Origin of the sequence: Gordonia sp. (in: high G+C Gram-positive bacteria) (assembly GCF_047602025.1) — a bacterium.
Taxonomy (GTDB): Bacteria; Actinomycetota; Actinomycetes; order Mycobacteriales; family Mycobacteriaceae; genus Gordonia.
In genome coordinates, this window is sequence record NZ_JASGII010000001.1 from 1,983,552 (window position 1) to 1,998,184 (window position 14,633).

Here is a 14,633-nt window from a genome sequence, read left to right on the forward strand (position 1 = left end):
CAGTCCCGGTGTTGTCGCTGGTCGGGCGGGGTCAGCCGAAGGCGGCGCGGGCCTCGTTGTACAGGTCGAGCGGCACGTTCTTGGTGTGGCCGACAGCCTCGGTGAAGGGCACGCGCACGATCTTGGTGCCGTTCAGCGCGAGCATCTGGCCCCAGCCGCCGTCGGCGATCAGCTCGGGCACCGCGAAGCCGAACCGGGTGCCCAGGACGCGGTCCCACGCGCTGGGGACGCCGCCGCGCTGGATGTGGCCCAGGACGGTCGCGCGGGTCTCGATACCGGTCTTCTCCTCGATGAGCGGGGCGAGGATCTCGCCGATGCCGCCCAGCCGGGGACGGTTGAAACCGTCGAGCCCCTTGTGCGAATGAGCCTCGCTCATCTCCGGGAGGGTGAAGCCCTCGGCGACGACGACCATCGGGGAACGTCCGCGATCGCGGACGCTGGAGACCCACTCGCACACCTGCTCCAACGATTCGGGCGCCTCGGGGATCAGGATGGCGTGCGCGCCGCCGGCCAATCCCGAGTAGAGCGCGATCCAGCCGGCGTGCCGTCCCATCACTTCGAGCACCATGCAGCGCTTGTGCGAGTTGCCGGTGGTGCGCAGGCGGTCGACGGCCTCGGTGGAGATCTCCACGGCGGTGTTGAAGCCGAACGTGTAGTCGGTGGCGGCGAGGTCGTTGTCGATGGTCTTGGGGACGCCGACGGTGGGGATGCCGTCTTCGAACAGCCGCGCCGAGGCCGCCATCGTGCCGTCGCCGCCGATGGAGATGACGCCGTCGACGCCGATGCGCTTCAGCGCCTTCTTGATGTTCTCCGGACCGCCGTCGGGCTCGGTGTACGGCCCGAACCGACTCGTCCCCAGGATGGTGCCGCCCTCTTTGGAGATGCCGCGGACGGTGTTGCGGTCGAGGGGGATGGTCTCGCCGTACACCAGTCCCCAGAAGCCGTCTTTGAACCCCACGTACTCGTAGTCGTTGTGCACGGAGTCGGCGTCGATGACGATGGCGCGGATGACGGCGTTGAGACCCGGACAGTCACCGCCGGAGGTCAGGATCCCGAAGCGGGGCATGCGTGCTCCTCGTCGTCGCTGGGTGGTCGTGGGCCAAATCTAACGGCTACGCGATGGGGCCGCGCGCCGCCTCGTAGGCGGCGCCGACCCGGTAGAGCCGGTCGTCGGCCATCGCCGGCGCCATGATCTGCAGACCGACCGGCAGACCGTCGGACAGCCCCGACGGCACCGACATCGCGGCGACGCCGGCCAGGTTCACGGGCAGGGTGCACAGGTCGAAGCGGTACATCGCCAGCGGGTCGTCGACCTTCTCCCCCAGCTTGAACGCCGTGGTCGGGGTGACCGGGGCGACCAGCACGTCGACGGTCTCGTAGGCGGCGGCGAAGTCGCGCGCGATGAGCGTGCGCACCTTCTGGGCCTGCCCGTAGTAGGCGTCGTAGTAACCGGCCGACAGGGCGTACGTCCCGATCATGATGCGGCGCTTGACCTCGGCGCCGAAGCCCGCCTCCCGGGTGAGGGACATCACCTCGTCGGCGCTGTGGCTGCCGTCGTCGCCGACGCGCAGGCCGTAGCGCATGGCGTCGAAGCGCGCGAGGTTGCTCGACACCTCCGACGGCAGGATCAGGTAGTAGGAGCCGAGTGCGTAGGTGAAGTGCGGGCAGCTGACCTCGACGACCTCGGCGCCGCGGTCGGTGAGGGTCTTCACCGCGGCGTTGAAGGACGCGAGCACACCCTCCTGGTAGCCCTCGCCGGCGAGTTCTTTGACGACACCGACGCGCACGCCCGACAGGTCGCCGTCGGCGCCCTTCTTGGCGGCGGCGACCAGGTCGCCGATCGGCGCGTCGATGGAGGTCGAGTCGCGCGGGTCGTGCCCGCCGATGACCTCGTGCAGCAGCGCGGTGTCCAGCACCGTGCGGCCGCACGGTCCGCCCTGGTCCAGCGACGACGCACACGCGACGAGGCCGTAGCGCGACACCGTGCCGTAGGTGGGCTTGACGCCGACGGTCGCGGTCACCGCGGCCGGCTGGCGGATCGAGCCGCCGGTGTCGGTGCCGATGGCCAGGGGCGCCGAGTACGACGCCAGCGCCGCGGCGCTGCCGCCGCCGGAGCCGCCGGGGATCCGTTCGATGTCCCACGGGTTGCGCGTGACCTGGTAGGCGGAGTTCTCCGTCGAGCTGCCCATGGCGAACTCGTCCATGTTGGTCTTGCCCAGGATGGGCAGCCCCGCGGCGCGCAGCCGCTCGGTGACGGCCGCGTCGTAGGGCGGCACCCACCCCTCGAGGATCTTGGAGCCGCACGTGGTCGGGGCGTCGACGGTGGTGAACACGTCCTTGAGGGCGATCGGCACGCCGGTCAGCGGCGACGTCGCCGCGCCGGAGGCGACAGCCTTGTCCGCCTCTTCGGCGGCGGCCAGCGCCTCGTCGGCGCCGACGTGCAGGAAGGCGCCGATGGTCTCGTCGATCTCGGCGATGCGGTCCAGGTGGGCGCGGGTGACCTCGACCGAGGAGAGTTCGCGGTTGGCGATCTTCTCGCCGAGCTCGGCGGCGGTCGCGCCCAGGATCGGGTCGTCGACGCCGGTGTAGCTGGTCTTCGCGGCGGCCACTACTGCTCCTCCCCCAGGATCTGCGGGACGGCGAAGCGGTCCTGTTCGACGGCGGGTGCGCCGGAGAGCGCCTGCTCGCGGGTGAGGCCGGGGGTCACCCGGTCGGCCCGCAGCACGTTGTCGAGCTGGGCGGGGTGGGCGGTCGGCGGCACATCGTCGGCGGCCACCTCGGAGATGGAGGCGACGTGGCCCAGGATCGCATCGAGCTGGGTCGCGTAGTGGTCGAGCTCGTCGTCGGTCAGCGCGAGCCGCGACAGCCGCGCCAGGTGGGCGACCTCGTCGCGCGAGATGGCAGCCAAGTTCCTCGTCCTTCCAGCCGGGGGCTTCACCCTCCAGCTTATTGGGCGGCGCCGTCGGCTTCAGCGCCGGGCGGCCCGGCCGCCTTCGCCGCGCCGCCGGACGCCGCGGGTGGAACAATGGGCGGGTGTCGTATCTGTTGCGCGTGACCATCGATGACCGCCCCGGTAGCCTCGGCCAACTCGCGGTGGCGCTCGGCGGGGTGGCCGCCGACATCATCTCGCTGGAGGTCATCGAGCGCGGCGACGGATACGCCGTGGACGACATCGTCGTGGATCTGCCCTTCGGCTCGTTGCCGGACACCCTGATCACCGCGGCGAGCACGGCCGGCGCCCACGTCGACTCGGTCCGCCCCTATGCCGGCGTGCTGGACACCCACCGCGAACTCGAGCTCGTCGACCACGTCGCGACCGCCGGATCCGACCGCCTGCAGAAGCTGGTCGATGACGCCCCCGAGGTCCTGCGCGCGTCCTGGGCCACCGTCGTCGCCAAGACCGACGCGGGTGCGACGGTCACCGTGTGCGGCAGCTCGGGGGCACCGGAGACTCCCTTGGCGGCCGCCTCCTGGCTGCCGCTCTCGACGGCGGCGACGATCGACCCGCACGACCCCGGCGTGCCGCAGACCTGGCGCGACTCGGACACCCGGCTCGTCGCCGCACCGCTGGAGGGCGGTCCGCGCGCCCTGCTCCTCGGCCGCGTCGGCGGCCCCGACTTCCGGCCGGCCGAGGTGGCCCGGCTCGGCTACCTGATCGGGATCATCGGGAGCATCGGGCGGTCGGCCACCTGACCGGTCCTGCTACTCCGCGGCGCCGGTCTCCAGCAACCGCTTGAAGCCGTCCTCGTCGAGGATCGGCACCCCGAGTTGCTCGGCCTTCTCCGCCTTGGATCCCGGCGATTCGCCGACGACGACGTAGTCGGTCTTCTTCGACACCGACCCCGACGCCTTGCCGCCCCGCGCGATGATCGCCTCTTTCGCGCCGTCGCGGGAGAAGTCGACCAGCGAACCGGTGACGACGATCGTCTTGCCCTCGAGCGTGCGGGCGATGGACTCGTCGCGCTCGTCGACCATGGAGACCCCGGCGGCGCGCCACTTGTCGACGATCTCGCGGTGCCAGTCGACGGAGAACCAATCCCGGATCGAGGCGGCCAGGATCCCGCCGACGCCGTCGGTCGCGGCCAGTTGGTCCTCGTCGGCGGCCTCGATCGCGTCGAGGGAGCCGAACTCGGTGGCCAGCGAGCGGGCCGCGGTCGGGCCGACGTGGCGGATGGACAGCCCGACGAGCACGCGCCACAGCGGCACCTGCTTGGCCTTGGCGAGGTTGTCCAGCAGTCGTTTGCCGTTCGCCGAGAGCGCGCCCGCCTTGGTGACGAAGAGGTCTGCCCTGGCGAGGTCGTCGGCGGTGAGGGCGAACAGGTCGCCCTCGTTGACGATGATCTTCGACGTCAGCAGCGCCGTCGCGGCCTCGTAGCCGAGCGCCTCGATGTCGAAAGAGCCGCGCGAAGCCAGGTGGAACAGGCGCTCGCGCAGCTGCGCCGGGCACGTCTGCGCGTTGGGGCAGCGGATGTCGACGTCGGAGTCCTTCTCGGGCCGCAGCGAAGCTCCGCACTCGGGGCACGACGTCGGCATGACGAAGGCGCGTTCGCTGCCGTCGCGCAGGTCGACGACCGGCCCGAGGACTTCGGGGATGACGTCGCCGGCCTTGCGGATGGTCACGGTGTCCCCGATCAGCACGCCCTTGCGGCGGACCTCGGACTCGTTGTGCAGCGTCGCGCGGGCGACGGTCGAGCCGGCGACCAAGACGGGTTCCATGAACGCGTACGGCGTGACGCGGCCGGTGCGGCCGACGCCGACGCGGATGTCGAGGAGCTTGGTGGTGACCTCCTCGGGCGGGTACTTGTAGGCGATCGCCCAGCGCGGCGCCCGCGAGGTGTTGCCCAGGCGGCGCTGGACCGCGAAGTCGTCGACCTTGACGACGATGCCGTCGATCTCGTGCTCGACGTCGTGGCGGTGCTCGCCCCAGTAGGCGATCCGCTCGAGCACCTGCTGCGAGTCGTCGACCCGGGTCGTGTGACTCGACACCGGCAGCCCCCACTCCCCGAGCGCCAGGTAGGCGTCGTGCAGGCTCTCCGGTCGCCAGCCCCGTGTGAAGCCGACGCCGTGGCAGTACATGCCGAGGCGGCGTTGGGCGGTGATCGCCGGGTTCTTCTGCCGCAGTGATCCGGCGGCGCTGTTGCGCGGATTCGCGAAGGGCGCCTTGCCCGCTTCGACGAGGCTGGCGTTGAGTGCCTCGAAGTCGGCCAGGCGGAAGAAGACCTCGCCGCGCACCTCCAGCACCTCGGGCACCGGGTACTTCGCCGACGGCGCCAGCTCGTCGGGGATGTCCTCGATCGTGCGCGCGTTGAGGGTGACGTCCTCACCGGTGCGGCCGTCGCCGCGGGTGGCCGCCCGCACGAGCTTGCCGTTCTCGTAGACGAGGTTGAGGGCGACGCCGTCGATCTTGAGCTCGCAGAGGAACGGGACCTTCGCGCCGGCCGCGGCGTCGGTGCGCTCGACCCAGGCGCGCATCTCGTCGTCGTTGAAGACGTTGTCGAGCGAGAGCATCCGCTCGAGGTGGTCGACGGCGCCGAACTCGGTCGCGAAACCGCCGCCGACCAGCTTCGTCGGGGAGTCGGGCACGGCCAGTTCGGGGTAGGCCTCTTCGAGCGCCTGAAGCTTGCGGAAGAGCTCGTCGAACTCGGCGTCGGACACGATGGGCGAATCCCGCACGTAGTAGCGGAACTGGTGGTCGCGGACCTGTTCGGCCAGGTCGTTCCACTCGCGCTGCACATCGCCGTTGTCCACGGTATGCAGCGTAATGCAGGGGTCCGACCCGTCGGCGGCGCAGAATGGGGTGCGTGCCGCACCCGATCATGTTCTCCGACGACGACCCGGTCCTGGCGCGCGTCCGCGAGCTCGCGCTCGCCTTCCCCACCGCGACCGAGAAGGTCGCGCACGGCCGTCCCACGTTCCGCTGCCCGAAGATGTTCGGCATGTACGGCGGCGGTGAGAAGCGCCGCGACGACGGCACCGCGGGTCGACGCTTCGACCAGGCGCTGCTGGTCGTCGCCGATCCCGCCGAACGGGAGGCGCTGCTCGCCGACGATCGCTTCTTCCTGCCCGCCTACATGGGCGCCTACGGCTGGGTCGGTCTGATCCTCGACGACGACACCGACTGGGCGGAGGTCGGCGAACTCCTCGACGCGTCGTTCCGCGAGGTGGCGCCCAAGCGCGCCATCGCCGAACTCGACGCCGAGTAGCGCCCACTCGGCAGGGTTTGACCGCCCACTCGGCAAGGTTTGACCGCCCACTCGGCAAGGTTTGACCGCCCACTCGGCACGGTTTGACCGCCCACTCGGCGGATTAGTCGGCGTGGCCCAGCTGTTCGGCGACACGGGTCGCCAACGCCAGCGAACGGCCCGCCCAGTCCCCCGCCCCGGCCAGCCCACCCGCTGGCGCAACGGCGACCTGCTTCACCAGCACGGTGCGCGGCAGCCCGATCCGGTCGACGAGGTCGACCACCCGGGTCGCCAACTCGTCGGCGGACACCGGTGACGACGGCTCTTCGATCGGCACGATCCCCGCGACCAGTTCCCCACCGACGTCGAGGAAGGCACCCAGCGCGTCGTACTCGTCGACGCCGACGCCGGTGAGGTCGAACGACGCCGCCCAGCCGGGCAGTGCCGCGACCAGATCCCACCGCCGCTGGTCGCCGGTGTGCAGCACCATCGGCCGACCGACGCGCCGGACCAGACCAGACAGTGCGGCGGCCACGTCCGCGACCGGGATGGGCGGGTTGACGTCGAGCCGGGTCAGCGGCGCGATCTGACCGTCGACAACCCGTCCGACGAGCGGCTCGTCGAGTTGGACGACGATCTCCGAGCCGAATCGGCGGGCGAGTTCGTCGCCGCACTGCGCGAGGCCCTCCCCCAGTGACGCGACGACGTCGCGCCAGGCCCCCGGGTCGTGGACGAGCTTGTGGCCGCCGGGCAGCTCGACGAGGGCGGCGAAGCTGAACGGGCCGAGTACCGACAGCTTCACCGGTGCCGACGACCCGCTGCGCTCGATGACCTCCTCGACGGCGTCGAGGTCCGACCGCAGGAAGCCCTCGGCGCGACTCATCAGCCGCGTGCGCCCGCCACCGAGGCGGAAGTCGCCGCCGACGACGTCGACGGGGATGTCGACGAGCAGCGCGGCCGCCCGGCCGATCGGATCGGCGCCGAGGCCGCGCGCGGGCAGTTCGGGGACATAGGGCAGCGCCACCTCGTCGAAAACCGTGCGAGCAGCGGCGAGCGGGTCCACTCCGGGCATGGGTCCGACACCGGTGCCCCGGCCGCCGAGCAGGCGGGTCATGCGGTGGCGGCGATGCGGCCGGAGCCGATCACGAGGTCCCCGCGCTCGGCGTCGGGCACATAGAGCACCGCGGCCTGGCCGGTGGCGACTCCGGTCAGCGGCTCGCGCAGCTCGATCTCGATGCCCGGCTCGCCGTCGACCTCGACCGGGGTGGCCACGGCCGGTGCGAGGCCGCCGTGGGCGCGCACCTGCACGGTGCACTCGACAGCTCCGCCGGGAGTCGTGCCCGACGTCCAGATCGCGTGCCGCGCGGTGATTCGGCTGACGCCCAGTGCCGACGCGGGCCCGACGGTGACGGTTGCCGTTTGCGCGTCGATCCCGGTGACGTAGCGCGGCTGGCCGTCGGGCGCGGGGGCGTCGATGCCGAGGCCCTTGCGCTGGCCGATCGTGAAGCCGTGGACGCCGTCGTGCTCGGCCAGCCGCTCCCCGGTCTCGGCGTCGACGACGGCGCCGGGTCGCACGCCGATCTTCGCGCCGAGGAAGGCCTGGGTGTCCCCGGTGGGGATGAAGCAGATGTCGTGCGAGTCGGGCTTGTCGGCGACGAGCAGGCCGCGGCTGGCGGCCTCCTCGCGGATCCGCGGCTTGGGGGTGTCCCCGACCGGGAACATCGCGCGGGCGAGCTGGTCGGCGGTCAGGACGGCGAGCACGTACGACTGGTCCTTGTCGTTGTCGACGGCCCGACGCAGCTCACCGTCGACCAGGCGCGCGTAGTGGCCCGTGGCGAGCGCGTCGAAGCCGAGGGCGTGGGCCTTCTCGGCGAGCGCGGCGAACTTGATCTTCTCGTTGCACGACAGGCACGGGTTGGGGGTCTCGCCGGCGGCGTAGGCGGCGACGAAGTCGTCGATGACGTCCTCGCGGAACCGCTCGGCGAAGTCCCACACGTAGAACGGGATGCCGAGGATGTCGGCGACGCGGCGCGCGTCGTCGGCGTCCTCGCGCGAGCAGCAGCCGCGCGATCCGCTTCGCAGCGCATCCGGCGTCTCGGACAGCGCCAGGTGCACGCCGACGACGTCGTGTCCGGCGTCGACGGCACGGGCGGCGGCGACCGCCGAGTCGACGCCGCCGCTCATGGCGGCGAGCACCCTCATGATCGCCCGCCGGACGCGACGAGCCCGGCGGCGCGGGCCCGGGCGACGACATCGCCGATCACCGCGCCCACGCGGTCGATGTCGGCGTCGGTGGTGGTGTGCGAGAGGCTGAACCGCAGCGAGCCGCGGGCGACGTCCATCGGCAGGCCCATGGCCAGCAGCACGTGGCTCGCCTGCGCGACGCCGGCCGTGCACGCCGACCCCGTCGAGCACTCGATGCCCTGGGCGTCGAGGAGCATCAGCAGCGAGTCTCCCTCGCAGCCGTCGAAGGACACGTGGGCGTTGCCCGGCAGGCGCAGGTCGCCGCGCGGGCCGTTGACGCGCGTGCCCTCGACGCCGAGTAGGTGGTCGAAAAGTCGGTCGCGGCGCGCGGCGACGGCCTTCGCCTCGGCGGCGAGGTTGCCGGTCGCCTCGGCTAGCGCCGCTGCCATGCCGACCGCACCGGCGACGTTCTGGGTGCCCGGGCGCAGGTCGCGCTCGTGCCCGCCGCCCTGGGTGAGCGCCGCCAGCGCGACGTCGCGGCCGAGAATGAGCGCACCGATGCCCTGTGGCCCGCCGAACTTGTGGGCGGCCACCGAGATGGCGGACAAGCCGCTGGCGGCGAAGTCGACCGGGATGTGGCCGACGGCCTGGATCGCATCCGAGTGCACCGGGATGCCGTGCTCGCGTCCGACCGCGGCGATCTGCTCGATCGGCTGGATCGTGCCGACCTCGTTGTTCGCCCACATGACCGAAATCGCCGCGATCTCGTCGGCGTGCCCGGCGACCTCGGCGGCCAGCGCGTCGACGTCGAGGAAGCCCCCGTCGTCGACGCCGATGACGACGAGCTCGAGGTCGTCGCCCGTCGTGATCGCCTCGGCCGGATCGAGGATCGCGTGGTGCTCGACGGCGGAGATGACGACGCGGCGGCGCCGCGGATCGGCGCCGCGGCGGGCGGCGACGATCCCCTTGAGCGCCAAGTTGTCCGACTCGGTGCCGCCGGAGGTGAAGACGACCTCGCTGGGGCGCGCGCCGAGGTTGCCCGCGATCGATTCGCGCGCCTCCTCCAGGTGGCGGCGGGCGGCGCGGCCGGCGGCGTGCAGCGACGACGGGTTGCCCGGCTGGGCGAGGATCGGCAGCATCGCCGACACCGCCTCCGGGCGCACGGCCGTGGAGGCGGCATTGTCGAGGTAGACAGACCCCTCGGATGCGGCGGACATAGTGCTCACCAGGATAGACGCGCCGCCGGAGCCCTCCAATTCGCAGCCGGGCTCGGGGTCGGCGGCGCGTCCCCGGTCAGCCGCGCATCACCTGGCCCACCCGGTAGACGCCCTTCGGGTCGAGTTGGTCGGCCAGCGCCGACAGCCAGGCGGCGGTGTCGTCGTCGTAGCAGTCGCGGATCCGTGCCCGGTCGTCGGTGGCGACGAAGTTGGGCAGCACGCCGCCGGTCAGCCACGGACCCAGCGCCTCGTAGGAGGATCCGATCGCGCCCAGGACCGCGCCGGCCGCCTCCTCGTCGGCGAGGATGCCGACCATGTTGAGGTTGAACGCGGCGTCGCGGTGGCAGAGCGCCGAGCGCACCTCCGGCTCCCGCGCGAACGCACCGCCGAGTTGGCGCACCTCGACGACCGGCAACAGCGGCGCGGCCGGTGAGGTCGCCAGGCCGTGCAGGATGTCGATCGCCTCGTCCGGCAGCGCGGCGAGGAGGCCGCCGTGCTCGGTCGCCGGCATCGGACCCGGCGGGTCGGCGTGGACGGCGCCGATCGCCGCGTACGGCATGGGACCGACGGCGTCCAGGAGCGGCGACGCGGCCGCGCGCATCGGCGCGAACCACTCGGCGGCCGATTCTGGATCGGCGAGGCAGGCGTAGCGCACCGCGACGGTCAGCTTGCCGGCCAGCATCGGCGGCACGTCCGGCAGCGGCGGCAGGTTCAACAGCGCCACCGAGGTCGACGCCTCGTCGGGCAGGCCCGCAGACCATTCCCGCCACGCCCGCAGAACCGCGGCCGCGTCGCCGCCGTCGAAGTAGACCGCGCCGCCGAAGAACTCGGCGATCTCGGGCAGGTCGAGGACCACCTCGGTGATGATGCCGAGCGTCGCCTTTCCGCCGCGCAGGCCCCAGAACAGTTCGGGGTTCTCCGTGGCCGACACGGTGCGCACCGCCGCATCGCCGGTGACGACGGTGATCTCGCGGACGTGGTCGGCCGACGATCCGACCGTGCGCACCAACGGGCCGATGCCGCCGCCGGAGATGTAGCCGGCGACGCCGACGCTCGGGGCCGAGCCGCAGAGGGCCGCCAGCCCGTGCGGGGCGGCCGCATCGATCACGGTCTGCCACCGCACGCCGGCGCCGACGCGCGCGGTTCGGGACTCGGCGTCGACGACGCACGAGTCCAGGTCCGTGGTGCGCAGCAGGATCGTGGTGGGGCCGACCGGGGTGCCGCCGTGGCCGGTCGCGAAGACGGCGACCGTCAGGCCGTGCGTCGCGGCAAAGGCGACGCTGGCGGCGACATCGGCCGCATCGGCGACGTCAACGACGGCCGCCGGCCGACGATCGACTGCGACGTTGAAGCCGACAGCGGGATAACCCGGGTCTGTGGGACCGTGCACCGCACCGCGTACGCGGCCGCGCAGGTCAGCGAGGTTGGGGGGCGTGTGGGCATTGCTCATGGCTCTCTCCGATAGATGTGGCCGCGACGGAAATCCGCCGGGTCGGGGAGCCCGGTTGTTCGGGCTCGCATCTACCGTCGCCCGCGACGCTTGTTATGCACTTGGCGCCGACTTGGAGTGCCGGATCGAGGCCGCTGACCTGCGCAGAACCGATCAGTCGGCCAGCAGGGCCCGCGCCGCGGCGGCCACCGACTCGGTGCCGAGGGCACCGGCCCGGGCCTCGATGTCGGCGAGTTCGGCGCGACGGCCCGGTTGATCGGGATGCATCCGCGCCATGAGCAGCCGGCAGCGCAGGATCGACGGCTTGCCGTCGCCGCGCCGGGCGATCCCCCACGCCGTGGCGACCAGTTCGTCGGCCGCCGCGGTATCGCCGAGCAGGAAGGCCAGCTCGGCGAGGTACAGCGCCACCGGGCCGACGCAGCCGACGTGGCCGGTCACCGCGATGCACTTGCTGTAGTCGGCGAGGTAGTCGCGCAGCGCGGGCGCGTACTCGACCAGACCCAAGTCCGCCACGACGCCGGCCAGCAGGACCGCGTTGCCCAGCGACGTCCACACCATGGCCCGGTCGTCGGCGAGCCAGGAGCGCACCATCTTCTCGGCGAGTTCCCGATCGCCCTCGGCGCCCGCGATCGCCGCGACACCGGCGGCCAGCATCACCATCACCTGGTTGTCGGTGAACTGATCGACGATGAGTTTCGCCCAGTCGACCGGCAGCATCCCGCCGGTGTCGATGAACTCCCCCAGCACCCCCTGCTCGGTCGCCAGCGCCATCATCGCGAGTGCGCCACTGCCGGCGACGTACAGCTGGGTGTCCTCGTGCACGGCGATCGCGGTGCGGAAATGATCCTTGGCCAGGTCGAACCGCCCGTGCCAGACGGCCAGGGACGCCTGCATCCAGCGCAACTGGGCGCGCACGATGGGCAGACAAAGCCGTTCGCTCGCCGCGATGGCGCGCCGGGTCAGATCCTCGGCGCCGCCGACGTCGCCGAGCAGCATGGCCGCCGTGGTCATCACGGTGTCGACGATGACGTTGTCGACGTCGCGGTCCGGGTGGTTCGACCGACGTAGTTGTTCGGCCCACTCGAACGAGGCCTCGGCGAACGGGGCGACGCACGAGTAGGTGATCAGCTTCGCCAGCGTGACATCGGCCGACGCGGCGTCGCCGCCGGCGGACGCAGCCGCCGCATCGGCGCGCTCGAGCAGCGCGGCGGGCACCGCCGCGTCGCGCGCGTAACTCTCGCCGAGGGCACTGGCGGCGAGGACTCGGGCGAGGCTGGCGGGGTCGTCGGCCACGAATCCCGCGGTCTCGGCGAGCACCGCGCGCAGACTCTCCGCTTCCACGTGGGGGCCGATCCACGGCCACGCTCCGGCGGCCCGGATCAGCACGCCGGCCACGCGGCCGGCCGTCGTCGTCCGCCCCGCCCGGATGGCCAGGTTCAACCGCTCCTCGACGGTCGCGATGACCTCCTGCAGGTGTCCGGCACGGGCCTGGGCGTTGAGCAGGTCGATCAACAGATCGTCGACGTCGGCGGCCTGCGGGTCGGCCTCCTCACGGGTGCGCAGCGCGGCGGCGAGCCAGCGCGCGGCGCTCTCGGAGTCCCAGTGCCGCAACGCGTCCTCCGCGGCCGCGCGACACGCGGCGACGGCGTCGGACGCGTCGGCCACCGGCAGCGCGTCGAGCAGGTGTGCCGCGCGAGACGCCTTCGCGTCGGCGGCGGGCGAATCGACCAGGGCCTCGGCCACGCGGAGGTGGATGCGGCAGCGCCGCAATGGACGAATCGACGAGAGCGCCTGCTCGCGCAGCAGCGCGTGGGCGAATCGGGCGCGACCGCCGGACTGATCGGTCACGAGGATCCGCTCGTCGACCGCCTCGTCGAGGCAGTCCGCGACATCGTCGAGGTCGCGCCCGCACACCGCCGACAGCAGTGCCACGTCCACGTCTTCACCGAGCACGGCCGCATGCGCGATGACCTCGAGGACGGCGGGGTCCAGCGAGCCGAGACGGCGGTCGAGCACCGAGCGCACCGCGTCGGGCACCATGTCGGCGCGCTGCTGCTCGACGGGCAGGCGCGCGAACTCGGACACGAACAGCGGGTTGCCGTCGGTGCGGCGCACGAGGGCGGCCAACGACTCCTCGTCCGGCTCGACGTCGGCGACCTCCTGCACCAGGACCGCCACCTCCGCCGGCTCCAGACGCGGCACGACCATGGTCGTGCCGCCCGCACGCGACACCGCTTCGCGGAAGCGCTCGACCTCCGCCCCTCCCTCGCCGTCCCGGATCGTGCCGACGAAGGTGATCGGGGTGTCGCGCAGAGCCGTCACCAGGAACGACAGCAGGCCCAGCGTCATCGCGTCCGCCCACTGCACGTCGTCGACGATGATCGTGAGCGGGCGCGCCGCCGCATTGACGTCGAGCAGGTGTTGCACGCGCTCGTAGACCGCGAACCGCGCCGTGTCGGCGCTGGCACCGTCGGGCACCGCCAACACATCGTCCGGGTCGGCCCCGAGTTCGCGGCACAACTGCCGCAGCGGCCACCACGCCGGGGTTCCCTCGGTGTCGGGACAGCGCACCCACAGCACCTCGCGCCCGGCGGCAGACGCCAGGCTCGCGGCCTCCTGCGCCAGTCGCGTCTTGCCGATGCCGGCGGGCCCGGTCAGCAGGGCCCAGTGCGCGCCGGGCGCCGCGACCGTCTCAGCGAGCCCCGCGACCTGCTCGCCGCGGCCCACCAGCGGCAGGGCGGCCCCTACCCGGTCCGTCTCGGCGGGCATCATCGGCCCAGCATCGACGGGCGACTCGACGACGGCGGCCCCCGACCAGTGCGGCGGTCGCGGCCAGGCCGCGAGGGACGGGTCTTGCCGCAGGATCGCGCCGTGCAGGTCGACCAGTTCGACGCCCGGGTCCAGTCCGAGCTCCTCGTCGAGTCGGCGCTGGTAGTCGGTGTAGGCGTCGAGTGCCTCGGCGGCCCGACCCGCACGGTAGAGGGCGACCATGTGCAGCCACACGGCCCGCTCGCGGAAGGGGTCGGTGGCGCGCGCGGCGACGATCTCGGCCAGGGCCGAACCGGTGTCGCCGGCCGCCAGCAGCGCGCTGACTTGGGTCTCCCCGACTGCGGCGAGCGTCTCCCGCAGCGACAGCGACTCGGCGGCGAGCCATTCGGCCCCGTCGGCCTCGGCACCCAGGAGATCGCCGCGCCACAGGCCGGTCGCGTCCGCCGACGCCGTCAGCGCGTCCTCCCAACGACCGTCTTCCCGCGCGCGTTGGGCCTCGCGGGCGAGGTCCAGGAACTCCGCCAGGTCGAGCCGACCCTGTCCCGGGTCGAGCCGGTATCCGCCGGCCACCCGTTCGATCGGCGACGGCTCGCCGGCGTCCCCGCGCAACAACCGGCGGAGGTTCGAGATGTAGGCCTGCAGACTCGTCGTCGCCGCCTCCGGCGGATCGTCGGGCCAGACCGTGTCGACCAGGCGGTCCACCGAGACCACCGCGCCGCGCGCCACCAGCAGCGCGCCGAGCACGACGCGCTGCTTGGGTGGGCCGAGTTCGACTCGGTCGCCGTCCCGACGGACCTCCAACGGCCCCAGGACCAGATACTCTCGCGCCAC

Annotated in this window: 11 protein-coding genes; 2 read left to right on the top strand and 9 right to left on the bottom strand. The window is 72.5% G+C overall.

The genetic code is table 11. The features are described from left to right. Positions 1 to 31 precede the first annotated feature (31 nt). The 3 genes from QM728_RS09885 to gatC are packed head-to-tail and all read right to left on the bottom strand — an operon-like array spanning position 32 to position 2,908. The gene (locus QM728_RS09885) at positions 32 to 1,066 is read right to left on the bottom strand and encodes an ATP-dependent 6-phosphofructokinase (protein ID WP_415031845.1); all 1,035 of its coding nucleotides are present in this window, start codon (positions 1,064 to 1,066) and stop codon (positions 32 to 34) included. 46 nt (positions 1,067 to 1,112) lie between these two features. Further along, the gene (gatA, locus tag QM728_RS09890; RefSeq protein WP_415031846.1) at positions 1,113 to 2,609 is read right to left on the bottom strand and encodes an Asp-tRNA(Asn)/Glu-tRNA(Gln) amidotransferase subunit GatA; all 1,497 of its coding nucleotides are present in this window, start codon (positions 2,607 to 2,609) and stop codon (positions 1,113 to 1,115) included. Next, positions 2,609 to 2,908, bottom strand: a complete 300-nt coding sequence (gene gatC / locus QM728_RS09895) for an Asp-tRNA(Asn)/Glu-tRNA(Gln) amidotransferase subunit GatC (RefSeq protein WP_415031847.1) — start codon at positions 2,906 to 2,908, stop codon at positions 2,609 to 2,611. Before gatC ends, gatA begins: the two co-directional genes overlap by 1 nt. Before the next feature lie 125 nt (positions 2,909 to 3,033). Here gatC and QM728_RS09900 point away from each other — a divergent pair, with 125 nt between their 5' ends. Further along, the gene (locus tag QM728_RS09900; RefSeq protein WP_415031848.1) at positions 3,034 to 3,693 is read left to right on the top strand and encodes an amino acid-binding protein; all 660 of its coding nucleotides are present in this window, start codon (positions 3,034 to 3,036) and stop codon (positions 3,691 to 3,693) included. A gap of 9 nt (positions 3,694 to 3,702) precedes the next feature. Here the strand turns inward: QM728_RS09900 and ligA are convergent, their stop codons facing one another. Next, on the bottom strand, positions 3,703 to 5,748 hold the full coding sequence (gene ligA, locus QM728_RS09905; protein ID WP_415031849.1) for an NAD-dependent DNA ligase LigA: 2,046 nt from the start codon (positions 5,746 to 5,748) through the stop codon (positions 3,703 to 3,705). Positions 5,749 to 5,801: 53 nt separating this feature from the next. Between ligA and QM728_RS09910 the strand changes: the two genes are divergently transcribed. Further along, positions 5,802 to 6,203 (top strand): MmcQ/YjbR family DNA-binding protein, encoded by a 402-nt coding sequence (locus QM728_RS09910; RefSeq protein ID WP_415031850.1) that lies wholly within the window; start codon positions 5,802 to 5,804, stop codon positions 6,201 to 6,203. Between the two features lie 103 nt (positions 6,204 to 6,306). On the opposite strand, the gene QM728_RS09915 is transcribed toward QM728_RS09910, so the two are convergent. The 5 genes from QM728_RS09915 to QM728_RS09935 all read right to left on the bottom strand — a co-directional run bounded on the left by QM728_RS09915 (position 6,307) and on the right by QM728_RS09935 (position 14,633). Further along, positions 6,307 to 7,296: a vitamin-B12 independent methionine synthase gene (locus QM728_RS09915; RefSeq protein WP_415031851.1), complete on the bottom strand. Its 990-nt coding sequence runs from the start codon at positions 7,294 to 7,296 to the stop codon at positions 6,307 to 6,309. Further along, positions 7,293 to 8,384 carry a tRNA 2-thiouridine(34) synthase MnmA gene (mnmA, locus tag QM728_RS09920; protein ID WP_415031852.1) on the bottom strand — a complete coding sequence of 364 codons (1,092 nt, stop codon included), beginning with the start codon at positions 8,382 to 8,384 and terminating at the stop codon, positions 7,293 to 7,295. Before mnmA ends, QM728_RS09915 begins: the two co-directional genes overlap by 4 nt. Then, positions 8,381 to 9,583, bottom strand: coding sequence for a cysteine desulfurase family protein (locus tag QM728_RS09925; RefSeq protein WP_415031853.1), 1,203 nt, complete (start codon positions 9,581 to 9,583; stop codon positions 8,381 to 8,383). Before QM728_RS09925 ends, mnmA begins: the two co-directional genes overlap by 4 nt. A gap of 76 nt (positions 9,584 to 9,659) precedes the next feature. Further along, positions 9,660 to 11,033 carry an FAD-binding oxidoreductase gene (locus QM728_RS09930; protein ID WP_415031854.1) on the bottom strand — a complete coding sequence of 458 codons (1,374 nt, stop codon included), beginning with the start codon at positions 11,031 to 11,033 and terminating at the stop codon, positions 9,660 to 9,662. Positions 11,034 to 11,186: 153 nt separating this feature from the next. Continuing rightward, positions 11,187 to 14,633 carry a BTAD domain-containing putative transcriptional regulator gene (locus tag QM728_RS09935; protein WP_415031855.1) on the bottom strand — a complete coding sequence of 1,149 codons (3,447 nt, stop codon included), beginning with the start codon at positions 14,631 to 14,633 and terminating at the stop codon, positions 11,187 to 11,189.